This window comes from Streptomyces sp. NPDC041200 (assembly GCF_055591805.1).
In genome coordinates this window covers 672,786-695,574 of sequence record NZ_JBVIZF010000002.1, presented here as the reverse complement: position 1 = coordinate 695,574, position 22,789 = coordinate 672,786, and the positions used below count along the sequence as shown (strand labels likewise).

The window sequence follows — 22,789 nt, the reverse complement described above, 5'->3', positions numbered from 1 at the left end:
CTTGCCATACCCCACTTCCCTCGCAACCCGCACCCCGGAGAATGAGCCCATGTCCGACCACCCCGCGCTCCTCGCCCGCTGGGCGCTCCTCCTCGACGGCGCCCGCGACACCACCACCCCCGACCCGGCCCTCTACGGCCGCGACCTCCTCTCCCGCTGGGCCGAACCCCAGCGCCGCTACCACACCACCGACCACCTGATCGCCGTGCTGGACCGGGTCGACGAGCTGCTGGAACACACTGAGGCGCCCGACCCCGACGCGATCCGCCTCGCCGCCTGGTTCCACGACGCCGTCTACCTCCCCGACCGCTCGAACAATGAGGACCGCAGCGCCCGCCTCGCCGAACGCGCCCTCCCGGAGGCAGGCGTCCCGGAAGCCCGCGTCGCCGAAACCGCCCGCCTCGTGCGCCTCACCACCGACCACGACCCCGCCGATGGCGACACCAACGGCGAAGTCCTCTGCGACGCAGACCTGGCCGTACTCGCGGGCACGCCCGAGGCCTACGGCGCGTACGCGGCGGCGGTCCGCGAGGAGTACGGCTTCGTCCCCGACGACACCTTCCGCGAAGGCCGCGCGAACGTCCTCCGCCACCTCCTGGGCCTGCCCTGCCTGTTCCGCACCCCGGTCGCCCACGACCGCTGGGAGAAGGCGGCCCGCCGCAACATGACGACGGAGCTGGAGCTGCTGGGGTCTGCCTCATCATGACGCGCGCTTGGATCCTGCCGATATTGCTCGCGGTCTCCGGCGCACTCATCGCGACCACGCTGGTCGTCAGGGGCTCCCTCGGAACCGCCGTTGTCCTCCTCCTGTTGTTCGTCGGGCTCGCAGGGCTGTACTCGCCGCTGGTGTTCCCCCGGTCGATCGGCGCGGCGGAGGCACAACGCCGCAGCGGGGTCGACGGTCGGCCGATCGTCTACTGGCGGCCGGGCTGCGCGTATTGCGTGCGCCTACGGATCCGGTTGGGCCGCAGCGCCAGCCAACTGCACTGGGTCAACATCTGGCGCGACCCGACTGGGGCAAGTGCGGTGAGGGAAGCCAACGACGGCAACGAGACGGTGCCGACCGTCGCGGTGGCGGGCCACCCGTACGTCAACCCCGACCCCGCCTGGGTGCGCGGCCAGTTGGACGGGGATTACCCCGACCGCCGACCCGGGTAGCGGATCGGCTTGCGGCAGTCCGGGGCGGCGGTGGGTGGAGACTGCCCGTCAAGCGCGTAACACAGGGCCGCGTGCAGGTGCTCCGCCGCAGCGGGGATCAGCCGCAGCTCGGCCACGCCGAGGAGTTGGCCGCCACGGCTGATCTGGAGCGGGAGCGCGAGGCTGCCGTCGTCCAGGCGGCGCACGGTCCACTCCCGCGGGTGGCTGATCCACAGGTCCGTCATGACAACTCCTGTCCGTGCCCGCCCCCACTCTGGGCGATCCGCACTACGTCGCTCAGTTCCTCGCACAAGCGGTAGGCCAGAAACCGAAGCTCGTTCACGGTCGCCTTGCGGTCCGCCAGCACTTCGCTCGCGTGGCCGAGGCGATCACTCACGTCTGTCATGACGGTGGTCATGGCGATCACTCCCCCTGTGATGCGTCAGCACCCGCCTCCCCTTGGCGGGCTCGCACCTCGACTATCCATCACTCTCCGTGACATCACCAGGTCGCAGCCACCACACCATCACTTCGAGTGAACGTTCGGGAGATGGGGAACGCCCCCGGGCGAGGAATGGCGGATCCCAGCGGGGTGTTGACGTCGGCATGCCCATCGCCGTGTATGTACTTGGCCTGTCCGTTTTCGCCCTCGGGACCTCGGAGTTCATGCTCTCCGGGCTGTTGCAACCCGTCGCCCGGGACATGGGAGTGACGATCCCCACGGCCGGGCTGCTGATATCGGCGTTCGCCATCGGGATGGTGGTCGGGGCACCGGTGCTGGCGGCGGCCACACTGCGGTTGCCGAGGCGGACGACACTGATCGCGTTGCTCGCCGTCTTCGGGCTCGGGCAGGTCGCGGGGGCGGTGGCGCCGTCGTATGGGGTGCTGTTCGCGTCGCGGGTGGTGAGCGCGCTCGCGTGTGCCGGGTTCTGGGCCGTGGGGGCCGCGGTGGCCGTGTCGTTGGTGCCGGTCAACGCGCGGGCGCGGGCCATGGCGGTGATGGTCGGCGGGCTCAGCATCGCGAACATCGCCGGGGTCCCGGCCGGGGCGTTCCTGGGGCAGAACGCGGGATGGCGCGCCGCCTTCTGGGCGGTCGCCGGGCTGTCGGTGCTCGGGCTGATCGGGGTGATCACGCTCGTACCGCGTACGGAGGTGCCGACCGGGGAGGACCGGCCGCGGCTGCGGGCCGAGCTGCACATCTACCGCGACCGGCAGGTCTGGCTGGCGCTGATCACCACCGCGCTGAGCGGAGGCGCGGTCTTCTGCCTGTTCTCGTACCTCTCGCCGCTGCTCACGGACGTGGCCGGGCTGGACGAGGGCTGGGTGCCGACCGTCCTGGCGCTGTTCGGGGTCGGCGCGCTGATCGGTACGGCGATCGGCGGGCGGATCGCGGACGCGCACCTGTTCGGCACGATGTACGGCGGCATCACCGCCTCGACGGTCGTGCTGACCGTCCTGGCGCTGACCGCGCACAGTCCCGTCGCGGCCGTGGGCCTGGCGCTGATGCTCGGCTTCACCGCCTTCTTCACCGCGCCCGCGCTCAACGCCCGCATGTTCAACGTCGCGAACGCCGCCCCGACGCTCGCGGGCGCGACCACGACGTCCGCCTTCAACATCGGCAACACGGTGGGCCCCTGGCTCGGCGGCCTGGTCATCGACGCGGGCTGGGGCTACCCGGCGGTGGCCTGGACGGGCGCGGCCCTGGCCGGTACGGGCATCGTGACGACGGCCGTCGCGGCCCGGCTGCATCGTACGGAAGGGGCCTCGCGCGTGATCGCCACCGGGCAGACGTCGGCGGCCGCGCGAGAGGCGGAGGCGTCTTCCGTCAGGCCTTGAGCCGGGTCCGGTCAGCCCTCAGTCGCGCGCGACGGGCTTACGGCGACGCAAGCCCGCCGCCGTAAGCCGCCGCAGCAGCTCCTTGCTGCCCACCTCCTCCGCACCCGCCCGCACCGCCCGCGCGTACAGGTCGCTCGGGACGTCGTAGTGGTCCCGGTCGAAGCCACGGCGCGGGGCGCCGATGCGGGTGGCGAAGGCGTGGAGTTCGTCGTACGAGACGTCGCTGACCAGGTGGGACCACATGCGGCCGTGGCCCGGCCACGAGGGCGGGTCGATCAGTACGGCCATCAGATCAGTACCGCCATCAGAGCGTGGTCCCGAGTCGGCCCACGGGCGCCACCGCGACCGCCGTCTTGCCGCACACCCAGTGCGGGTCGGGGCCCAGTTCGGGTTCCACGTCGAGGGCGTGGAGGTCGCCGCCCGTGGTGCAGACGGGGCACAGGGGCCAGCGGCCGTAGCGTTCCAGCAGGGCGTCCTGGACGTCCTGGGCGACCAGTCCGGAGACGAATGCCACGCCTTCCGGCCATTGCTCGACCCACCAGCGGCGGTGCGCGATGGCGTCCTCGACGAGCGAGACGATGTCGGCCTGGGCGACGTCTCCCGCCGCGAGGTCGGCCAGGACGAGCGCCCGTGCCGCGTGCAGTGCATGTTCGAGCTTCATGGGTCCCATTGTCACCTTTGCTTGGTCGCGCCGCCTTCCAGCGCGGGGAAGGATCGCAAACGGTCTCCGCACGCGGTCTTGACGGACCCCGTGGCTGGAAATAGTTTTCAGATGTGAGCAGTAAGTTGAAGGAAACTTTCACTCCCCTCACCGACCCCGCCGTGCCCGCCCCCGCCGCCCTCGCGGCGAAGGTCCGCACCCTGGGCCCGTCCATGACCCGCTCGATGCAGCGCGTCGCCGAGGCCGTCGCGGGCGATCCGGCGGGCTGCGCTGCGCTCACCGTCACCGGTCTGGCCGAGCGTACGGGCACCAGCGAAGCCACCGTCGTCCGCACCTCCCGACTGCTCGGCTACCCCGGATACCGCGATCTGCGCCTCGCACTCGCCGCGCTCGCCGCGCAGCAGGCGGCGGGCCGGGCACCGGCCGTCACGGCGGACATCGCGGTCGACGACCCGATCGGGGACGTGATCGCCAAACTGGCCCAGGAAGAGCAGCAGTGTCTGGCCGACACCGCCGCCGGGCTCGACCCCGGCCAGGTCGAGGCCGCGGTCGCCGCGGTCGCCGCCGCCCGCCGGATCGACGTGTACGGCGTGGGCGCGTCGAACCTGGTCGCCCAGGACCTGGTCCAGAAGCTGCTGCGGATCGGCCTGATCGCGCACGCGCACGCCGATCCGCACCTGGCCGTCACCAACGCCGTCCAGCTGCACTCCCGTGACGTCGCGCTCGCGATCACCCATTCGGGGCGGACTACGGACGTCATCGAGCCACTGCGCGTCGCCTTCGAGCGCGGGGCGACCACCATCGCGATCACCGGCCGCCCTGACGGCGAGATCGCGCAGTACGCGGACCTCGTACTCACCACCTCCACCGCACGCGAGAGCGAGCTGCGCCCGGCGGCGATGTCCAGCCGCACCAGCCAGCTGCTGGTGGTGGACTGCCTGTTCATAGGCGTGGCGCAGCGCACGTACGAGAGCGCGGCGCCCGCCCTGTCCGCCTCGTACGAGGCCCTCGCGCACCGGCACGACCCCCGCACCAGCCACCGCTGAGCAGGGAGCCCGCCGCGGGACCCGCACCGCCATCCCCCACCGTCACGCTTATGTAGGGAAGAGCCGCTTCGCCATGACTTCCGCCGCCGATCAGCACCAGCAAGAGCAAGCGCACCAGCAAGAGCAGCAGCTCCGTGCCCAGCTGGAGACCCTGACCACCGAGGCGTTCCGCCCCGAACTCGCCGGGATCGACCGGCTCGACACCATCGAGATCGCCCGCGTCATGAACGCCGAGGACGCCGGGGTCCCCGCCGCCGTCGCCGCGCAGCTGCCCCGGATCTCCGCCGCCATCGACGGCATCGCCGCGCGCATGGCGGGCGGCGGGCGGCTGGTCTACGCGGGCGCGGGCACCGCCGGGCGGCTCGGGGTGCTCGACGCGAGCGAGTGCCCGCCCACCTTCAACACCCCGCCGGACCGGGTGGTCGGCTTGATCGCGGGCGGACCGGACGCCGTGGTGTCGTCCGTCGAGGGCGCGGAGGACAGCGCGGAGCTGGCCGCCGAGGACCTGGACCGGCTCGGGATCGGCCCGCACGACGCGGTCGTGGGCGTCTCGGCGTCCGGCCGCACCCCGTACGCCGTGGGTGCCGTCGAGCACGCCCGCCGCCGGGGGGCGCTCACCGTCGGACTGTCGTGCAACACGGACTCGGCGCTCGCGGCGGCCGCCGACCACGGCATCGAGGTCGTCGTCGGGCCGGAGCTGCTGACCGGGTCCACCCGGCTCAAGGCGGGTACGGCGCAGAAGCTCGTGCTCAACATGATCTCGACCATCACCATGATCCGGCTGGGCAAGACCTACGGGAATCTGATGGTCGACGTGCGCGCGTCGAACGAGAAGCTGCGGGCGCGCACCCGCCGCATCGTCTCCCTGGCGACCCGCGCGACCGGCTCGACCGACGTGACCGGCTCGACCGGCCCGACCGACGCGACCGGCGTGACCGACGAACAGATCGAGAGCGCGCTGACGGCCACCGGCTGGGAGGCCAAGAACGCCATCCTCACCATCCTCGGCGGCGTCGACGCGCCCACCGCCGAGAAGCTGCTCGCCGAGGCAAACGGCCATCTGCGGGCCGCCCTCGAAGCGGCGGGCGCAGAGCGGTAAACAACACGGCGGCGGGGCGGCACCCCTGGGAGAAAGGGTGCCGCCCCGCCGTCGTCAGTGGACGGTATGACCGACCGGCGCGCGGGGCGCCGAAGCCGATCAGAAGTCCATGTCACCGCCCGGCATGCCGCCCGGGGCGCCCGCCGGAGCGGACTTCTCGGGCTTGTCGGCGATGACGGCCTCGGTGGTGAGGAACAGCGCGGCGATCGACGCGGCGTTCTGCAGCGCGGAGCGCGTGACCTTGGCCGGGTCGATGATGCCCTCGGCGATCAGGTCGATGTACTCACCGGTCGCGGCGTTGAGGCCGTGGCCCGGGGTCAGGTTGCGCACCTTCTCCACCACGACGCCGCCCTCAAGGCCGGCGTTGACGGCGATCTGCTTCAGCGGGGCCTCCAGGGCCAGGCGCACGGCCTGGGCACCGGTGGCCTCGTCACCCTCGAGCTCCAGCTTCTCGAAGACCGAGACGGTCTGGAGCAGGGCCACGCCACCACCGGCGACGATGCCCTCCTCGACGGCGGCCTTGGCGTTGCGCACCGCGTCCTCGATGCGGTGCTTGCGCTCCTTCAGCTCGACCTCGGTCGCGGCACCGGCCTTGATGACGGCCACGCCGCCGGCCAGCTTCGCCAGGCGCTCCTGGAGCTTCTCGCGGTCGTAGTCCGAGTCCGAGTTCTCGATCTCGGCGCGGATCTGGTTGACGCGGCCCTGCACCTGGTCGGTGTCGCCGGCGCCGTCCACGATGGTGGTCTCGTCCTTGGTGACGGTGACCTTGCGGGCGCGGCCGAGCAGGTCGATACCCGCGTTCTCCAGCTTGAGGCCGACCTCCTCGGAGATGACGGTGCCACCGGTGAGGATGGCGATGTCGCCGAGCATGGCCTTGCGGCGGTCACCGAAGCCCGGAGCCTTGACGGCGACGGACTTGAACACACCCTTGATCTTGTTCACGAGCAGCGTGGCGAGCGCTTCGCCCTCGATGTCCTCGGCGATGATCAGCAGCGGCTTGCCGGACTGCATGACCTTCTCGAGCAGCGGGAGGAGGTCCTTCACGCTGGTGATCTTCGAGCTGACGATCAGGATGTACGGGTCGTCGAGCGACGACTCCATGCGCTCCATGTCCGTCGCGAAGTACGGGGAGATGTAGCCCTTGTCGAAGCGCATGCCCTCGGTCAGCTCAAGCTCGAGCCCGAAGGTCTGCGACTCCTCGACCGTGATGACGCCTTCCTTGCCGACCTTGTCCATGGCCTCGGCGATCAGCTCGCCGATCTGGGTGTCAGCGGCGGAGATGGAGGCGGTGGAGGCGATCTGCTCCTTGGTCTCCACGTCCTTGGCCTGCTCGAGCAGCTGGGCGGAGACGGCCTCGACGGCCTTCTCGATGCCGCGCTTGAGGGCCATCGGGTTGGCGCCCGCGGCAACGTTCCGCAGGCCCTCCTTGACCAGCGCCTGGGCGAGGACGGTCGCGGTCGTCGTGCCGTCACCGGCGACGTCGTCCGTCTTCTTCGCGACCTCCTTGACCAGCTCGGCGCCGATCTTCTCGTACGGGTCCTCGAGTTCGATCTCCTTGGCGATGGAAACACCATCGTTGGTGATCGTGGGGGCGCCCCACTTCTTCTCGAGGACGACGTTACGGCCCTTGGGGCCGAGGGTGACCTTGACGGCGTCGGCGAGCTGGTTCATCCCGCGCTCGAGGCCGCGCCGCGCCTCCTCGTCGAACGCGATGATCTTGGCCATGTGAAGTGGTCCTCCCAAGACGGGGTGGATTGCTCCGGACCGCGCCTGGCGCCCGCGACGGACGGCCTGCCTGCCATGCGGTTCCTTGCCCCGCACGACGTCGGCTTGCCTCACCGACCCGATCCTTCTGTCACTCTCACCTTCAGAGTGCTAACGCAATAATTAGCACTCGCCCCATGAGAGTGCAAGCGCCCGAGGGGCGTCAAGAGAGGCGACCGGGAGGGGCGCCGGGCACCCTCACGGACATGCCAGAGGGCCCGCCCCCTCACGGGGTACGGGCCCTCCGGCGTTTCAGTCAGCTGCCTCGCGTTCGGCGCGTCAGCCTACGGCCACGCGGACCATGTCCGCCTGCGGGCCCTTCTGGCCCTGCGAGATCTCGAACTCGACCCGCTGGCCTTCCTCGAGGGTGCGGTAACCGTCCATCTGGATCGCACTGTAGTGGACGAACACGTCCGCACCACCGTCGACCGCGATGAAGCCGTACCCCTTCTCCGCGTTGAACCACTTGACGGTGCCCTGAGCCATTCCTAACTCCCCTATTGCTGGCCCTTGCGCAGGACCGCACTCCGCGGACCCGGGTCAGACCTCACCCCCCGAGTCGAGGGGGGTGTGCGCCGGAACGCGTCGACCGCCGCTGAATGTATCCGTCCCAACGCCCTCTGCAACAGGTCAATTGGACGAGAATTCTGGGCACGGCCGATCGGTAAAAAGTGGAGAATTCCTGTGAAGCTCGGGCAAACCCGGCGGGACATAGGGTACCAACCCGACAAATCGCGCACACACTTTGCGCACAAGTTGACGAGTTCTCATATGCGGTTCCGGCGCCGAGGCGGATGAGTAACCCGGGGCCCATTGGGGAAGCGGGGCAACTCTATCGCGATTCGAAACGCGGAATCGCCCCGTCCGTTTGTTCCCGGACGGGGCGATTTACAGAGGTGAGAGGGGTGATGGGCCGTCAGCAGACACCCCTGACCGCGGGGTCAGACACCCCTGACCGCAGGGTCAGACACCCCTGGCCGCAGGGTCAGGCACCCGCGACCGCGGGGTTAGCCACCCGCGACCGCGGGGATGATCGACACCCCGGCGCCGTCCGGCGTGGCCGTGTCCAGGCCCTCGGCGAAGCGCACGTCGTCGTCGTTGACGTAGACGTTCACGAAGCGGCGCAGCTTGCCGGTGTCGTCCAGGACGCGGGCCGCGATGCCCGTGTGGTTCTTCTCCAGGTCCGACAGAACCTCGGAGAGGGTCGCGCCCTCGGCACTGACCTCGGCCTGGCCGCCGGTGTAGGTACGCAGGATGGTCGGGATTCGGACGTTGACGCTCATGCGAGGCCTGCCTCTCGGAACGAGTCAAGGGTGGGGCGGATGATGGCGGAGGGGCCCGTGGTGGGAGCCACCGCGTCGAGGGTCTTGAGGCCGTCGCCGGTGTTGAGGACGACGGTCGTCAGGGACGGGTCGAGCAGACCGTCCTCGATCAGCTTCTTGGTCACGCCGACGGTCACGCCGCCCGCGGTCTCCGCGAAGATCCCCTCGGTGCGGGCGAGCAGCTTGATCGCGTCGACCACCTGCTCGTCGGTGACATCCTCGACCGCCCCGCCGGTGCGGCGCGCGATGTCGAGGACGTACGGGCCGTCCGCCGGGTTGCCGATGGCCAGCGACTTGGCGATGGTGTTCGGCTTCTGGGGGCGCACCACGTCGTGGCCCGCCTTGAAGGCGGCGGAGACCGGGGAGCAGCCCTCGGCCTGGGCGCCGAAGATCTTGTACGGCTTGTCCTCGACCAGACCGAGCTTGATCAGCTCCTTGAGCCCCTTGTCGATCTTGGTGAGCTGGGAGCCGGAGGCGATCGGGATGACGATCTGGTCCGGCAGCCGCCAGCCGAGCTGCTCACAGATCTCGTACGCCAGGGTCTTGCTGCCCTCGCCGTAGTACGGCCGCAGGTTGACGTTGACGAAGCCCCAGCCCTCGCCCACGGGGTCGCCGATCAGCTCGCTGCAGAAGCGGTTGACGTCGTCGTACGTGCCCTCGATGCCGACCAGCTCACCGCCGTAGACGGCGGCCATGACGACCTTGCCCGCCTCCAGGTCGTGCGGGATGAAGACGCACGAGCGGAAGCCGGAACGCGCGGCCGCGGCGCCCACCGCGCCGGCCAGGTTGCCGGTGGAGGAGCAGGACAGGGTGGTGAAGCCGAAGGTGCGGGCCGCCTGGACGGCGATGGCGACGACCCGGTCCTTGAAGGAGTGGGTCGGGTTGCCGGAGTCGTCCTTGACGTGCAGCTCGCCGGTGACGCCCAGCTCACGGGCGAGTCGGTCGGCCTTGACCAGCTGGGTGAAGCCCGGGCTCAGACTGGGGAGTGTGGCCACGTCCGCGGGGACGGGCAGCAGCGGCGCGTAGCGCCAGATGTTGTCCGGACCGGCCTCGATCTGCTTCCGCAGCCCCTCTGGGTCGCCGCTGGGCAGCTCGTACGCCACCTCGAGCGGCCCGAAACAGGACCCGCACGCGAAGATCGGGCCGAGGTCGAAGCGCTCACCGCACTCGCGGCAGGACAGGGCGACGGCGGGGCCGAAAGCGGAGGCAGCGGAAGTGGTTGAGCTTTCGACAGATTGCACAGCCATGGAGGCGAGGCCCTTTCTCCTCATCTTCCTCGGGACGCATTTCGCCACGAGACGGAATTGGCACCTTCCCGAGCTGGGAGCCTCGCTACAGGACGCGAGACCAGCTGGAGGGTTGCCGGGGCTTCAACGGGCCGTTCCCTCTGCCCCTCTGGATGAGCGGTATGGCCGCCGGGCCGAACCCGGGGCGTTTGTCCGCACGGTGCCCCCGACATACGAAGGTCATGTGCGCTGTTCAAGACTGTAACCGACGGCCCGGAGGGTTGAGCCAGCCGTCCGAACCGCGAGATGGATCACAACGATCACTCCGAGCGATATCACTGGCGATCACAGCAGGGAGACGAAACAGGTGCTGGATGAGGTGGAGCGCTGGCTGGAGCACCGCTCCTGGTCGGCCGACGACCGTCCGCTGGACCGCCTGCTGGCCGCGAAGCGCGACACGGCGACGAGCGTCAGCGTGGTGCTGCCCGCGCTGAACGAGGAGGCGACCGTCGGCGAGATCGCCGCCGCGATCCGCCGCGATCTGATGACCGAGGCCGTGCCGCTCGTCGACGAGCTGGTGGTGCTGGACTCCGGCTCCACCGACCGCACCGCCGAGGTCGCCGCGGCGGCCGGGGCGCGGGTGGCGCACCGCGACGCGCTGCTGCCCCGGCTGCCCGCGCTGCCCGGCAAGGGCGAGGTGCTGTGGCGGTCGCTGCTGGCGACCAGCGGCGACGTCGTCTGCTTCATCGACGCCGACCTGCGCGAATTCGACGCGCGCTTCGTCTCCGGGATCGTCGGGCCGCTGCTCACCGACCCCGGGGTGCAGCTGGTCAAGGGCATGTACGACCGTCCGCTACGGGATACGGCGGGCCAGGGCGGGCGGGTCACCGAGCTGGTCGCCCGGCCGCTGCTGAACCTGCACTGGCCGCAGCTCGCCGGATTCGTCCAGCCGCTCGGCGGCGAGTACGCGGCGCGGCGCTCGCTGCTGGAGCGGCTGCCGTTCCCCGTCGGGTACGGGGTCGAGCTGGGCTTGCTCGTCGACGCGCTGCACACGGTCGGGCTCGACGCCCTCGCCCAGGTCGACATCGGTGTGCGCAAACACCGGCACCAGGACGGCAAGGCGCTCGGCCGGATGGCCGCGGCGATCTACCGCACCGCCCAGCTGCGGCTGGCCCGCGGCCATCTGGTGCGGCCGAGGCTGACCCAGTTCGAGCGCGGCGAGAACGGCTTCGAGGCGCGGACCACGGCGGTGGACACGGAGGAGCGGCCGCCGATGATCGAGATCCCGGAGTACGCGGAGCGGCGCGCCGCCTGATCGTGCCGACTCTTCCGGGGCAAGAAACCGTACGTACGTTTGCGCGCGGTGCCCGATGGCTAGGCTCGCGACATGGCCGTTGAACGCAGCGCACCGATCCTCGTCGCGTCCAACCGCGGCCCGGTCTCGTACGCGCTGGGCGAGGACGGTTCACTCACCCCCAAGCGCGGGGGTGGCGGACTGGTCTCCGGGCTGAGCGCGATCGGGCCCGACGCGGGGGCCGTGTGGGTGTGCGCCGCGCTCGGCGACGGCGACCGCGAGGCCGCGCGCCGCGCCGGGGCCGGGTCCGGGTCCGGTCATCTGGACGCGGATCACACCGGCGGTCAGCAGGTGCGGATGCTGGACATCGCGCCGGACGTCTTCGCCGCGGCGTACAACGGCGTCGCGAACTCCGTCCTGTGGTTCGTCCACCACCTGCTCTACCAGACCCCGGTCGAGCCGGTCTTCGACGCGGAGTTCGCCGCCCAGTGGGAGGCGTACGAGACGTACAACGCGGCCTTCGCCGACGCGCTCGCCCAGGAGGCGGCCGAGGGCGCGGTCGTGCTGGTGCAGGACTACCACCTGGCGCTGGTCCCCGGTCTGCTCCGGGCGCGCCGCCCCGACCTGCGCATCGGTCACTTCTCGCACACCCCCTGGGCGCCCCCGGACTACTACCGGCTGCTGCCGGACGACGTCGCGGCGGGCGTGCTGCGCGGCATCCTCGGCGGCGACCGCGCCGGGTTCCTCACCGGGCGCTGGGCCGCCGCGTTCGCCGACTGCTGTGCGGCGGTGCTGGGCGCGGAGGTCGTCCGGGGGACGGACGGCTCCGCGGCCGCCGTGCGCTTCGAGGGCCGGGAGACCCGGCTGGGGGTGCACGGACTCGGCGCCGACGCCGACTTCCTGCGGGAGCGGTCGCGGGCGGCCGATGTCGGCGAGCGGCTGTCGGCGCTGCGCGAGCAGATCGGACCGGGGCGGAAGACGATCGTCCGGGTGGATCGCACCGAGCTGTCCAAGAACATCGTGCGCGGACTGCTGGCCTACCGCCGTCTGCTGGAGACCCGCCCCGAGTGGCGCGAGCGCGTGGTCCACGTGGCCTTCGCGTATCCGTCGCGCCAGGACCTCGCCGTCTACCGCGACTACACCGAGCGGGTGCGGGTGCTCGCCGAGGAGATCAACGCGGAGTACGGAACGGAGGGCTGGCAGCCCGTCGCGCTCCATGTGAAGGACGACTTCGCCCGCTCCCTGGCCGCCTACCGGCTGGCCGACGTGGCCCTCGTCAACCCGATCCGGGACGGGATGAACCTGGTCGCCAAGGAGGTGCCGGTCGTCTCCGAGCGGGGCTGTGTGCTGGTGCTGTCGCGGGAGGCGGGGGCGTACGAGGAGCTGGGCGCGGACGCGGTGGTGGTGAACCCGTACGACGTCGAGGGCACCGCCCGAGCCCTCGACGAGGCCCTCCGCACCCCGGACGGCGAGCGCGCCGACCGCACGAAGCGCCTGGCCGCCGCGGCGACGGCACTACCGCCCCGCGACTGGTTCCTGACCCAGCTACGAGCACTACAAGAGGCCTAGCCCCCCGGCCCCCAACCGGGCTCCGCCCCGGGCTCCCCGTTACGGGAGGCTCGGCCCCGGCCCGCACCGGGCCGCACCGGCCGCACCGGCCGCACCGGCCCAAGCATCACTCCGCAGGCTCACCGACCCCGACCGCTCCGGGCTCCGCCCCGGCACGCCCCCGGGGCGCCGTCCACCGGACCCGCGCCACCCCGACGCCGGGGGCGCCGACCGCACGGGGGCCTCGCATCGCCCACCGGCGACGGGGGCCCAGGCGGCTTGCCCCCTGGTTACGGGAAGGGGCGGGGTGGGGGAATCCCAGGGCAGCACCACCACCCCCGGCCCAGCGCCGGCGCGCGGCGGCGGGGGGCCAGGGGCCTGGCCCGGAGGGCTCAGGGCAGGGCCGCCGCCAGCGACGTCAGCAGGGCCACCACCCCCGCCGGACCGTCGACCACCAGGTCCGCCCGCTCCGCCAGCGCCGTCACCTCCGTGCTGCCGCTGCACACCAGCACCCCCGGCACCCCCTCCCCCCGCAACCGCTCCACGGCCGCGAACGCGGCCAGGTCGCCGAGGTCGTCGCCCGCGTACAGCACCGCGCCCGCGGAGGTCTCGCGCACGTAATCCAGCAGCGCGACGCCCTTGTCCATGCCGGGCGGGCGCAGTTCCAGGACCAGCCGCCCCGGTTCGACGATCAGGCCGTGGCGCTCGGCCAGCGCGTGCAGCGGGGCGCGGAGCTGGTCGAAGGCGGCCTGGGGGTCATCGGTGCGGCGGGTGTGGACGGCGACGGCACGGCCCTTGTCCTCGGTCCAGGTGCCCTGCCAGGCGCCGTTCGCCTCCAGGACGCCCGGCAGTTCGGACCGTACGGCGGCGATGCCGGGGTGGGGTTCGGGGGTCTGGACGGCGCGGCTGGACGCGTCCCAGCGCTCGGCGCCGTACAGGCCGAGCACCACGAGGTTGGCCGGAGCCCCGCTGCCCCCGAACCCCCCGTAGCGGACGGCCACTTCGGCCGGGCGGCCGGTGATCACCGCGAGGGACCGCAGCCGGGGGCCCAGCGCGGCGAGGGCCGGGACGGCGCCGGGGTGGGCGCGGGCCTGGTCGGGGTCGGGGACGATGTCGGCGAGGGTGCCGTCGAAGTCGACCCCGAGGACGGCCCGGTCGGGCCGTTCCAGGAGGGCGGCGAGGCCCTGACGTCCGGCGGCGGTGGCGGGTACGGGAAGGGGGTGGCTGCCCATGCGGCGACCCTACCCGGCCCCGCCGACAGCCACCCGTAGCGGCGACCGGCGTCGGCCACCTGGGGACGGCCCAGGAACGGCCGTACGACGTCGGCCACCCGAGCACGACCCCGGGGGCGGCCGGGTGACCCGGGTCGAATCCAGGCGCGAAACCTACGCGCGAAACCCAGGCGCGAAACCCAGGCCCGCGCCCAGCACACTCAGCGGCGTTCGCGCCGCTCCGCCCGCACGCGGCGCAGGCGGTTGACCGTCACCGGGTCGTGCTCCAGCGCGCGCGGGTCGTCCAGCAGGGCGTTGAGCAGCTGGTAGTAGCGGGTCGGGGTGATGCCGAGCCGCTCCCGTATGGCCCGCTCCTTGGCGCCCGGGCCCGGCCAGCCGTCGCGCTCCACGGCGAGCACGGCCCGGTCCTGCTCGGAGAGTTCTTCGGCGGTCACGGCTTGGCCGTTTCCATGGCGTCCGCGGCGCGCTGGATCTCGCCGAGGACGCTCGCCGGGTCACCGCCGTCGGCCACCGTCGAGCCGATCTTCTGCTTGACCATCGTGCTGATGGACGCCCACGAGGTCTTGTCGGCCGGGTAGAACTGGGCTCTGTCCATCTGGTCGAGGAAGCGCCACAGCTTCTTGTGGTCCTCCTCGCGGCGCATCGTCGCGGAGACGGACGTGGTGACCGGCAGCAGGTCGTACTGGTCGGCGAAGTCGAGGACGTTCTTGTCCTCGTAGACGAAGTCGAGGAACTCGCCGATCTGCTTCCGCTTGCCGTTCGCCTTGAAGGCCATGAGCCAGTCGGCGACGCCCATCGTCGAGGAGGACTTGCCGTTGCGGCCGGGCAGCGGGGCGGTGGCGTAGTCGATGTCGTGGCCGGAGGCCTGCTGCATCAGCGTCGGGTGGCCGTTGAGCATGCCGACCTCGCCGCGGGTGAAGGCGTTGAAGACGTCCTGGCGGTTGGTACGGGCCGGGGAGCGCGAGCCGGTGAGGCCCTCGCCGACCAGCTCGTCCCGCAGCCATTGGAACGTCTCGATGTTGGCGGTCGAGTCGATGGTGTAGCTGCCGTTGGTGTCGGTGTAGCCGCCTCCGCCGCTGAGCATCCACATCAGGGTCTCGGCCTGCGACTCCTCGGGCCCGAGCGGAAGCCCGTACGGGATCTTCACCCCGGCCGACTTGAGCTTCCGCGCGGCGTCCTTCAGATCCGCCCAGCTCTCGGGGGCGGAGGATATGCCCGCCTCGTCGAACAGCTTCTTGTTGTAGAAGAGCAGCCGCGCGCTGGAGACGAAGGGCAGCCCGTACAGCACCCGGCTGACCTCACCCGCCTGGGCGATCGAGGTGATGAACGAGGCCTGGGTGGGGATGGAGAGCATCTGGTCGGCGCGGTAGAGCTTGCCCGCGGCGGCGTAGTCGGCGTACGCGCCGATCTGCGCGATGTCCGGGCTCTCGCCGTCCTTGACCATCTCGGCGACCTTCTTGTCGACTTCGGTCCAGCTGTAGACCTTGACGTCGACCTTCATACCCCCGTGCTTGGCCTCGAAGGCCCGGGCCAGCTTGTCCCAGTACTTCTGGGAGGTGTTCTCGGCGCTGTCGCCATAATCCGCCGCGATCACCTTCAGGGCGTTCTCGTCCGATGCGGAGCTGTCGCTGCCGCACGCGGATAGCGAGGGCATCGCCACCGCCGTCGCGGCCCCAGCCGTCGTCAGACTCAAGAACCGTCGCCGCTGCACTGCGTTTTCCCACCCTATGGCTTGATTCATCCTCCGCGATGCTTCTCGCGCAGGTCGAGCGAGTCTGCCTTGCAAACCTCCACAAGGTCTACACCATGGGCGTATCGCTTCGGTATCGGACCTCTCCTTGCCAGGTCAGACGTATCGCACACCCCTACGTGGCGTGTATCACGTCATCACAACTCGCTTACCTGCACAGAAGAACCGCCGGGCGAGTGGACTAGACCTCTCGTGGTGGATCGCGGGAGACTGTCCCCGTGAGACACGTCATCGCCCTCGATGTGGGCGGCACCGGTATGAAGGCCGCCCTGGTCGGGGCGGACCACACGCTCCTGCACGAGGCCAGGCGGCCCACCGGGCGGGAGCACGGACCCGAGGCCGTGACCGCCGCGATCCTCGACTTCGCCGCCGACCTGCGCGCCCTCGGCGAGCGGCGGTTCGGCGAAGCGGCCGCGGCCGCCGGGGTCGGCGTGCCCGGCGTACTGGACCAGGAGCGCGGCGTCGTCGTCTACGCCGCCAACCTCGGCTGGCACGACGTCCCCCTGCGCGCGCCGCTGTCCGAGCGGCTGGGCGGCATCCCCGTCGCGCTCGGGCACGACGTGCGGACGGGCGGGCTGGCCGAGGGGCGGATGGGGGCGGGCCGGGGCGCCGACCGGTTCCTGTTCGTATCGGTGGGCACCGGGATCGCGGGCGCCATCGGCATCGAGGGCCGTCTCGAACCGGGGGCCACCGGCTCCTCCGGCGAGATCGGCCACATCGTCGTACGGCCCGGCGGCCCCCGGTGCACCTGCGGCCAGTACGGCTGCCTGGAGACGCTGGCCTCGGCCGCCGCGGTGGGCCGGGCCTGGGCGGCGTCCGGTGGCGGGCCCGGCGCGGACGCGGCCGACTGCGCCAAGGCCGTCGAGTCCGGCGACCCGCGGGCCGCGGCGGTGTGGCGGGAGTCGACCGGCGCGCTCGCCGACGGTCTGGTGACCGCGCTCACCCTGCTGAACCCCGAGCTGATGATCATCGGCGGCGGGCTCGCCGAGGCCGGGGACACGCTGTTCACCCCGCTGCGCGCGGGGGTCGAGGAGCGGGTCACGTTCCAGAGCCTCCCCCGTATCGTCCCCGCCGCCCTCGGGGACACCGCCGGGTGCCTGGGCGCGGGGCTGCTGGCCTGGGATCTCGTCGCCGAGCAGCGCGAACGGTCCGAGCGAGCCGCGCAGCCCGAGCAGTACGAGCAGCACCAGCAATCCGCCCAGCACGAGCAAGCCGCGCCGGACGAGCAGCCCGCACAGCCCGCACAGTCGCCCACGCACCACTCACCCCATGTGCAGTCCACGGAGGTATCCGGCTGATGGTCCAGCGAACGGTTCTCACAGGCGCTCAGGCGGTACTGCCGTCCGGGGTGGTCACGGACGCGACGCTGACGGTCGAGGGCACCCGCATCGCCGGAACGGCCGCCAGGCCCGTAAGCGGCACACCGGCGGGCGACGCCGTACGGGATCTGTCCGGCTGCTGGGTCGTCCCCGGCTTCGTCGACCTGCACCTCCACGGCGGCGGCGGAGCCTCGTTCACCACGGGCACCACCGAAGAGGCGCTGACCGTCATCCGGACGCACCGCGCGCACGGCACCACCACGATGCTCGGCTCCACCGTCACCGGCGACCTCGACGACCTCGCCCGGCAGGCGGCGGTCCTCTCCGAGCTGACCGAGGAGGGCGAGCTGGCGGGCGTCCACTTCGAGGGACCGTTCATCTCCCCGCACCGCTGCGGCGCCCACCAGCCGTCACTGCTGCGCGACCCCGACCCGGCGGACGTACGCAAGCTCATCGACGCGGCGCGCGGCACCGCGCGCATGATGACGCTCGCGCCCGAGCTGCCGGGCGGGCTGGAGTCCGTCCGCCTGCTGGCCGACAGCGGCATCCTGGCGGCCGTCGGCCACACCGACTCGACGTACGAGGCGACCCGGGAGGCCGTGGAGGCGGGCGCGACCGTGGCGACCCACCTGTTCAACGCGATGCCCTCGCTGCTGCACCGCGAGCCCGGCCCGGTGGCCGCGCTGCTGGAGGACGAGCGGGTCACCGTCGAGCTGATCAACGACGGGACACACCTGCACCCCGCCGTGCTGCAGCTGGCCTTCCGGCGCGCGGGCGCCGACCGGGTCGCCTTCATCACCGACGCGATGAGCGCGGCGGGCATGAGCGACGGGAGCTATGCGCTCGGCCCGATGGGGGTCGAGGTCAAGGACGGGGTGGCGCGGATCAGCGACGGGCCCACGGCCGGTTCCATCGCGGGCTCCACCCTCACCCTCGACCACGCCTTCCGGCGGGCCGTCACGGTCGACGGGCTCGGCGTGGACCAAGCGGTCCGGGCCCTGTCCGCGACCCCCGCGAAGGTCCTGGGGCTCGACGACCGGGTGGGATCTCTGGAGGCGGGCAAGGACGCGGATCTCGTCGTCCTCGACGCGGACTTCCGGCTGCGGGGCGTGATGCGGCGCGGCGGCTGGGTGGTCGACCCGCGCTAGAGCCGTCACCGCCTCTCTTCGCGCCGCCCCTCTCTTCGCGCCGCCCCTCCCCCTTCACTGGCCCTCCCTCCTCACCGCCCCTCCCCCTTCACTGGCCCTCCCTCCTCACCGCCCCTCCCTCCTCACTGGCTCCGGTGATCCCAATTGGCCGATTTCGCACCATGATTGGGCGTCCCGGTCATCCCAAAGGGGTGGGACGGGCGCCGAGCCTTTGGCATGATCGCTCACGCGCGGGCGCCGCTCGACCCCCAGCCACACGCTTTCAGCACAGGAATCTCCGTCCGGCGGGGGGGGACGGGAGAGGAGATGCCGGGTGATCCTGACGGTCACGCTCAACACCGCCCTCGACATCACCTACCGGGTGCCCCGACTGCGCCCGCACGCCAGCCACCGCGTGACCGAGGTCACCGAACGGCCCGGCGGCAAGGGCATCAACGTCGCGCGCGTCCTCGCCGCACTCGGCCACCGCACCACCGTCACCGGCTTCGCCGGAGGCGTGACCGGCACCGTGGTCCGTGACCTGCTGGCCGCCGACGAACCGGCGCGAGCCCCCGGTCGGATCACCGACGCGCTGGTGCCGATCGCCGGTACCACCCGGCGCACCCTCGGCGTCGTCGACACCGCCTCGGGCGACTCCACCCAGCTCAACGAACCGGGCCCGGCCGTCACCGCCGCCGAGTGGGCCGCCTTCATGGACGCCTACGCCACGCTGCTGCGCGAGGCCTCGGCGGTCGCACTGTGCGGCAGCCTGCCGCCCGGCGTCCCGGTCGGTACGTACGCCCAGCTCATCCGCGAGGCCCGGACGGCGGGCGTCCCCACCCTGCTGGACACCAGCGGCGAACCGCTGCGCCGCGGCGTCGCCGCCCGCCCCGACATCGTCAAGCCCAACGCCGAGGAACTGGCCGGACTCACCGGCTCCACCGAGCCGCTGCGCGCGGCGCGCGACGCCCGGCGGCGCGGGGCGCGCGCGGTGGCCGCGTCGCTCGGCGCGGGCGGACTGCTCGCCATCACCGCCCAGGGCGCCTGGCGCGCGGCCCCACCGGAGCGCCTTCCGGGCAATCCGACGGGCGCCGGGGACGCGGCGGTGGCGGGGCTGCTGTCCGGTCTCGTGGACGAGGTGCCCTGGCCCGAGCGGATCGCGCGCGCGGTGGCCCTGTCGGCGGCGGCCGTACGGGCACCGGCGGCGGGCGAGTTCGACCGGGCGGTCTACGCGGAGCTGCTGGGCCGGATCGAGGTCACCGAGCACCCGGCGGCGGCCTGAGGTTGGAGAAAACACAGGGGGCGGCGCATCCGCGCCGCCCCTCGGTCGCTCTCAGCCCCGCTTCAGCCACATCTGGTCGAGATTGACATCACACTTGTCGCCGTCGCCACAGGACAGGGTGATCGTGTTGCTGCCCTGGCTGAGCTGGACGACGGACCACGAGTAGGTCCAGCCCTTCTCGAAGTCGCCCTTGGGCGCGTTCGAGAAGTTCTTCATGCTGATCGGCCGGGTCGACTTCTTGCCGTTGACCGTCAGCGACATGCTCTGGTCCTCGCCGGGCACGCCGTAGCGCACGTACAGCTTGTACGCCTTGGCCCGGTCGACGTCCACGTCCCAGGTGGCCGAGGAGCCCGGGCGGTTGAAGCCGCTGACGTAGGTGCCGCCGTCGGACTTGGCGCCCTTGACGTCGCTCGCGGGGGCCGCGCCGCCGCCGAGCTGCATCTTGGCCGCGTCCTCCTTGGGCAGCTTCGCGGCGGGCTTCTTGGAGGGCTCCGGCTTCTCGCTGGGCTCCACGCTGGACGCCGCCGTGGGCTTGCCGCCCGCCTGGTCGCCCTTGTCCTTCTCGTCGTCACCGTTGGTGAGCATCGCCACGCCGATGCCGATGACGACCACCGCGACCACGGCGACGGCGCCGATCAGCAGCCCCCGGTTGTTGGGGCCGCGGCCGCCGCCGCGCGGGGCGGGGGCGGGCTGACGGGGGCCGCCACCGCCGGGCAGCGTCTCGGGAGCGGCGTAGTGGGCGTTCTGCCGCCCGTAGCCCTGCTGCCCGTGACCCTGCTGACCGTAGCCCTGCGGCTGCTGGTTCGGGATCTGCTGGCCGTAGTTGCGCTCACCGACCGCGCGGACGTGGTTGTACGAGGTCCGGGGCACCCCCGGCTGCTGCGGGGCGGCCGGGCCGGGGTAGCCGTACCCACCGGTGCGGGCGGAGCCCGGCTGACCCGACTGGCCGCCCTGCCCGCCCTGATCGCCCTCCGAGCGGTACAGATAGGCGAACGGGTCGTCGTTCTCCGGTGTGTCCGAGCCGTTGTTGCCGGCCGTCATCCCTGGTCACTCCCCTATGCATATGGCCATCGGCGCTCAGGTGTGCGTACGCGCCACGACAGCTCATATCAGGGCCGACAGGGCCTCAACAGGGCGTGGGCTGTCCGGATGGCCAATATTCATGATCGGTTCACTGTCGGCGGCAGGGCCGCATCGACGCAGCGTACCTCGATCGGGGCAGGGTGAGCTGCCGCCCGTCTCGGCCACGGCCCGCCCGGCCCTCATCCGGCCCGTCTGCGTTCCTTCGAACGGGACCGCTTCTCGACGTACATGCGCTGGTCGGCGGAGTGCAGGACCTCCTCCGCCGACATGCCGCAGCCCGCCCAGCCGATCCCGAAACTGGCCCCTACGCGGACAGCCCGGCCGTCGACCCGGATGGGCGGCAGGATCGCGTTGCGCAGCCGGACGGCCAGGTCCTGGGCGTCCGCCCGGCCGAGGCCGTCGGCGAGGACTACGAACTCGTCACCGCCGAGCCGGGCGACGGTGTCGCCGTCCCGCACCCCGCTGGCGAGGCGGCGGGCGACCTCGATGAGGACCGCGTCGCCCGCGTGGTGACCGAACCGGTCGTTGATCGACTTGAAGCCGTCGAGGTCGCAGAAGAGGACCGCGAGCCCCTTGTGGCCGTCGTCGACGGCGTCGTCCTCGTTGGGCGCGAAGGTGTGCACATGGTGGTCGAACGAGACGCCGCCCGCGCCGGGCGGGGGTGGGGAGCCGAAGCCCTCGAACTCGTCGAAGCCGAGCGGAAAGCCGCTCGCGGCCGGGACGACCGGACCGTCGCCGCCGTCCGCTCCCGGCAGCCCGTCGAGGAACTCCGCCCGGCCCCCCGGCGGCGGATGGGCGCACAGCCTGCCACCGAGCCGGGCGCGCAGCTCGGCGCTGTTGGGCAGACCGGTCAGCGAGTCATGGCTGGCGCGGTGGGCGAGCGCCAGCTCGTGGCGCTTGCGCTCCTCGATGTCCTCGACGTGGGTGAGCAGGAAGCGCGGGCCGTCGGCGGCGTCGGCGACCACCGAGTTGCGGAGCGACACCCAGACGTACGAGCCGTCGCGGCGCGCGAGCCGCAGCTCGGAGCGGCCGCCCTCGTGGGAGGTGCGCAGCAGGGTGCCGATGTCCTCGGGGTGGACGAGATCGGCGAACGAATGGCGGCGCATCGCCGAGGCGGGGCGGCCCAGCAGACGGCAGAGGGCGTCGTTGGTGCGCAGCAGATGACCGTTCTGATCGCCGCCCATCTCGGCGATGGCCATGCCGCTGGGGGCGTACTCGAACGCCTGACGGAAGGATTCCTCGCTGGCCCGGAGGGCCTGCTGCTCGCGCTCCAGGCGCAGCAGGGCGCGCTGCATGTTGCCGCGCAGCCGGGCGTTGCCGATGGCGATGGCGGCGTGGAAGGCGTACATCTGCAGCGCCTCGCGCCCCCATGCGCCGGGGCGCCGCCCGTTGCGCGGCTTGTCGACGGCGAGGACGCCGATCAGCTCTCCGCCGGAGCCGCCCGCCGCGTGCAGCGGGGCGAACAGGCGGTCCATGGGGTGCCACTCGTCGGGGAAGCGGGGCGCGGGGCCGGGGGTGTGCCACTGCGGCACGTCGTCATCGTCGAGGACCCAGCCCTCGGTGTGCGGGATGAAGCGCAGATCACCCCAGCAGTCCCCCATCGACAGCCGCCGGTCCCACGAGGCCCGGGAGCCGACCCGCCCGGCCATCAGCGCCTCGGCGCCCGCGCTGCCGCCCACGGCGGCGACGACGAGGTCACCGTCCGGACGGACCAGATTGACGGCCGACAGCTCGTATCCGAGCCCGGCTATGACGCCGTCGGCGACGGTCTGCACGGTGTCGGCGAGGCTGCGGGCGGTGTTCAGGTCGGCGACCACCTGATGCAGCTGCCGCAGGGTCGCAAGGCGGATATAGGGCTCCGACTCGGCCTCCATCGCTCGCACTCCCCCGAGACCTCGACAGCAACTCCTGGCTTCCTATGTCGTCCGATTGCCAACGGCCACTGAATCACAGCGAGCTGCCCACTCGGTACACAGGGTCAACAATTACTGGCTGCTGTGACTCATGTCACAGACCGTGTTCGTGCCCCATCAGGACCGCGTGGGAGCGCTCCTACTTTTTCT

Annotated in this window: 22 protein-coding genes, 1 pseudogene and 1 riboswitch; of the genes and pseudogenes, 10 read left to right on the top strand and 13 right to left on the bottom strand. The window is 71.9% G+C overall.

Annotated features, from left to right (window positions below; genetic code table 11):
* Positions 1–49 precede the first annotated feature (49 nt).
* Both ACZ6CL_RS08400 and ACZ6CL_RS08395 read left to right on the top strand, forming a co-directional pair.
* On the top strand, positions 50–706 hold the full coding sequence (locus ACZ6CL_RS08400) for an HD domain-containing protein (protein WP_468932740.1): 657 nt from the start codon (positions 50–52) through the stop codon (positions 704–706).
* Positions 703–1,158 (top strand): glutaredoxin domain-containing protein, encoded by a 456-nt coding sequence (locus ACZ6CL_RS08395; protein ID WP_468932738.1) that lies wholly within the window; start codon positions 703–705, stop codon positions 1,156–1,158. The genes ACZ6CL_RS08400 and ACZ6CL_RS08395 overlap by 4 nt, the downstream gene beginning before the upstream one ends.
* Here ACZ6CL_RS08395 and ACZ6CL_RS08390 read toward each other — a convergent pair.
* Both ACZ6CL_RS08390 and ACZ6CL_RS08385 read right to left on the bottom strand, forming a co-directional pair.
* Positions 1,134–1,382, bottom strand: coding sequence for a hypothetical protein (locus tag ACZ6CL_RS08390; RefSeq protein WP_468932737.1), 249 nt, complete (start codon positions 1,380–1,382; stop codon positions 1,134–1,136). The two genes, ACZ6CL_RS08395 and ACZ6CL_RS08390, sit on opposite strands and share 25 nt — an antisense overlap.
* A complete protein-coding gene (locus ACZ6CL_RS08385) occupies positions 1,379–1,555 on the bottom strand; it encodes a hypothetical protein (RefSeq protein ID WP_468932734.1) in 177 nt (58 codons plus the stop codon). The genes ACZ6CL_RS08390 and ACZ6CL_RS08385 overlap by 4 nt, the downstream gene beginning before the upstream one ends.
* A 188-nt stretch (positions 1,556–1,743) precedes the next feature.
* Between ACZ6CL_RS08385 and ACZ6CL_RS08380 the strand changes: the two genes are divergently transcribed.
* Positions 1,744–2,973, top strand: a complete 1,230-nt coding sequence (locus tag ACZ6CL_RS08380) for a Cmx/CmrA family chloramphenicol efflux MFS transporter (protein WP_468932733.1) — start codon at positions 1,744–1,746, stop codon at positions 2,971–2,973.
* Between the two features lie 18 nt (positions 2,974–2,991).
* Here the strand turns inward: ACZ6CL_RS08380 and ACZ6CL_RS08375 are convergent, their stop codons facing one another.
* Positions 2,992–3,261 (bottom strand): DUF4031 domain-containing protein, encoded by a 270-nt coding sequence (locus ACZ6CL_RS08375; RefSeq protein WP_468932730.1) that lies wholly within the window; start codon positions 3,259–3,261, stop codon positions 2,992–2,994.
* 16 nt (positions 3,262–3,277) lie between these two features.
* Positions 3,278–3,634, bottom strand: a complete 357-nt coding sequence (locus tag ACZ6CL_RS08370; RefSeq protein ID WP_468932728.1) for a hypothetical protein — start codon at positions 3,632–3,634, stop codon at positions 3,278–3,280.
* 113 nt (positions 3,635–3,747) lie between these two features.
* Here ACZ6CL_RS08370 and ACZ6CL_RS08365 point away from each other — a divergent pair, with 113 nt between their 5' ends.
* Both ACZ6CL_RS08365 and murQ read left to right on the top strand, forming a co-directional pair.
* The gene (locus ACZ6CL_RS08365) at positions 3,748–4,680 is read left to right on the top strand and encodes a MurR/RpiR family transcriptional regulator (RefSeq protein WP_468932722.1); all 933 of its coding nucleotides are present in this window, start codon (positions 3,748–3,750) and stop codon (positions 4,678–4,680) included.
* A 73-nt stretch (positions 4,681–4,753) separates the two neighbouring features.
* The gene (gene murQ / locus ACZ6CL_RS08360) at positions 4,754–5,779 is read left to right on the top strand and encodes an N-acetylmuramic acid 6-phosphate etherase (protein ID WP_468932720.1); all 1,026 of its coding nucleotides are present in this window, start codon (positions 4,754–4,756) and stop codon (positions 5,777–5,779) included.
* 99 nt (positions 5,780–5,878) lie between these two features.
* Here murQ and groL read toward each other — a convergent pair whose 3' ends face one another.
* From groL to thrC, 4 genes are all read right to left on the bottom strand, one after another.
* Positions 5,879–7,504 carry a chaperonin GroEL gene (groL, locus tag ACZ6CL_RS08355; RefSeq protein WP_468932718.1) on the bottom strand — a complete coding sequence of 542 codons (1,626 nt, stop codon included), beginning with the start codon at positions 7,502–7,504 and terminating at the stop codon, positions 5,879–5,881.
* Between the two features lie 318 nt (positions 7,505–7,822).
* A complete protein-coding gene (locus ACZ6CL_RS08350; RefSeq protein ID WP_009716982.1) occupies positions 7,823–8,029 on the bottom strand; it encodes a cold-shock protein in 207 nt (68 codons plus the stop codon).
* A 521-nt stretch (positions 8,030–8,550) separates the two neighbouring features.
* Complete coding sequence (locus ACZ6CL_RS08345) at positions 8,551–8,826, bottom strand: MoaD/ThiS family protein (protein ID WP_468932714.1); 276 nt, start codon at positions 8,824–8,826, stop codon at positions 8,551–8,553.
* On the bottom strand, positions 8,823–10,112 hold the full coding sequence (gene thrC / locus ACZ6CL_RS08340; protein ID WP_468932712.1) for a threonine synthase: 1,290 nt from the start codon (positions 10,110–10,112) through the stop codon (positions 8,823–8,825). The genes ACZ6CL_RS08345 and thrC overlap by 4 nt, the downstream gene beginning before the upstream one ends.
* A 17-nt stretch (positions 10,113–10,129) precedes the next feature.
* Positions 10,130–10,271: riboswitch (SAM riboswitch) on the bottom strand.
* 187 nt (positions 10,272–10,458) lie between these two features.
* Here thrC and ACZ6CL_RS08335 point away from each other — a divergent pair.
* Together ACZ6CL_RS08335 and ACZ6CL_RS08330 are read left to right on the top strand one after the other, a co-directional pair.
* A complete protein-coding gene (locus ACZ6CL_RS08335; RefSeq protein ID WP_468932709.1) occupies positions 10,459–11,406 on the top strand; it encodes a glucosyl-3-phosphoglycerate synthase in 948 nt (315 codons plus the stop codon).
* A gap of 72 nt (positions 11,407–11,478) precedes the next feature.
* Positions 11,479–12,954 carry an alpha,alpha-trehalose-phosphate synthase (UDP-forming) gene (locus ACZ6CL_RS08330; RefSeq protein WP_468932707.1) on the top strand — a complete coding sequence of 492 codons (1,476 nt, stop codon included), beginning with the start codon at positions 11,479–11,481 and terminating at the stop codon, positions 12,952–12,954.
* 371 nt (positions 12,955–13,325) lie between these two features.
* On the opposite strand, the gene otsB is transcribed toward ACZ6CL_RS08330, so the two are convergent.
* The 3 genes from otsB to ACZ6CL_RS08315 all read right to left on the bottom strand — a co-directional run bounded on the left by otsB (position 13,326) and on the right by ACZ6CL_RS08315 (position 15,876).
* Entirely contained in the window at positions 13,326–14,165 is an 840-nt protein-coding gene (gene otsB / locus ACZ6CL_RS08325) for a trehalose-phosphatase (protein ID WP_468932704.1), read from the bottom strand.
* Positions 14,166–14,365: 200 nt separating this feature from the next.
* Complete coding sequence (locus ACZ6CL_RS08320) at positions 14,366–14,599, bottom strand: DUF3263 domain-containing protein (RefSeq protein WP_468932702.1); 234 nt, start codon at positions 14,597–14,599, stop codon at positions 14,366–14,368.
* Complete coding sequence (locus ACZ6CL_RS08315) at positions 14,596–15,876, bottom strand: extracellular solute-binding protein (protein WP_468932701.1); 1,281 nt, start codon at positions 15,874–15,876, stop codon at positions 14,596–14,598. The genes ACZ6CL_RS08320 and ACZ6CL_RS08315 overlap by 4 nt, the downstream gene beginning before the upstream one ends.
* A 257-nt stretch (positions 15,877–16,133) precedes the next feature.
* Here ACZ6CL_RS08315 and ACZ6CL_RS08310 point away from each other — a divergent pair.
* From ACZ6CL_RS08310 to ACZ6CL_RS08300, 3 genes and pseudogenes are all read left to right on the top strand, one after another.
* Positions 16,134–17,054 (top strand): annotated as a pseudogene (locus tag ACZ6CL_RS08310) (ROK family protein); the annotation flags it as partial.
* Positions 17,055–17,212: 158 nt separating this feature from the next.
* Complete coding sequence (nagA, locus tag ACZ6CL_RS08305; RefSeq protein WP_468932699.1) at positions 17,213–18,382, top strand: N-acetylglucosamine-6-phosphate deacetylase; 1,170 nt, start codon at positions 17,213–17,215, stop codon at positions 18,380–18,382.
* A 313-nt stretch (positions 18,383–18,695) separates the two neighbouring features.
* Positions 18,696–19,643 carry a 1-phosphofructokinase family hexose kinase gene (locus tag ACZ6CL_RS08300; protein WP_468932696.1) on the top strand — a complete coding sequence of 316 codons (948 nt, stop codon included), beginning with the start codon at positions 18,696–18,698 and terminating at the stop codon, positions 19,641–19,643.
* 51 nt (positions 19,644–19,694) lie between these two features.
* Here the strand turns inward: ACZ6CL_RS08300 and ACZ6CL_RS08295 are convergent, their stop codons facing one another.
* Both ACZ6CL_RS08295 and cdgB read right to left on the bottom strand, forming a co-directional pair.
* A complete protein-coding gene (locus ACZ6CL_RS08295) occupies positions 19,695–20,684 on the bottom strand; it encodes a carbohydrate-binding protein (protein WP_468932693.1) in 990 nt (329 codons plus the stop codon).
* Between the two features lie 221 nt (positions 20,685–20,905).
* Positions 20,906–22,600 (bottom strand): diguanylate cyclase CdgB, encoded by a 1,695-nt coding sequence (gene cdgB / locus ACZ6CL_RS08290; protein ID WP_468932691.1) that lies wholly within the window; start codon positions 22,598–22,600, stop codon positions 20,906–20,908.
* Between the last annotated feature and the right edge of the window lie 189 nt (positions 22,601–22,789).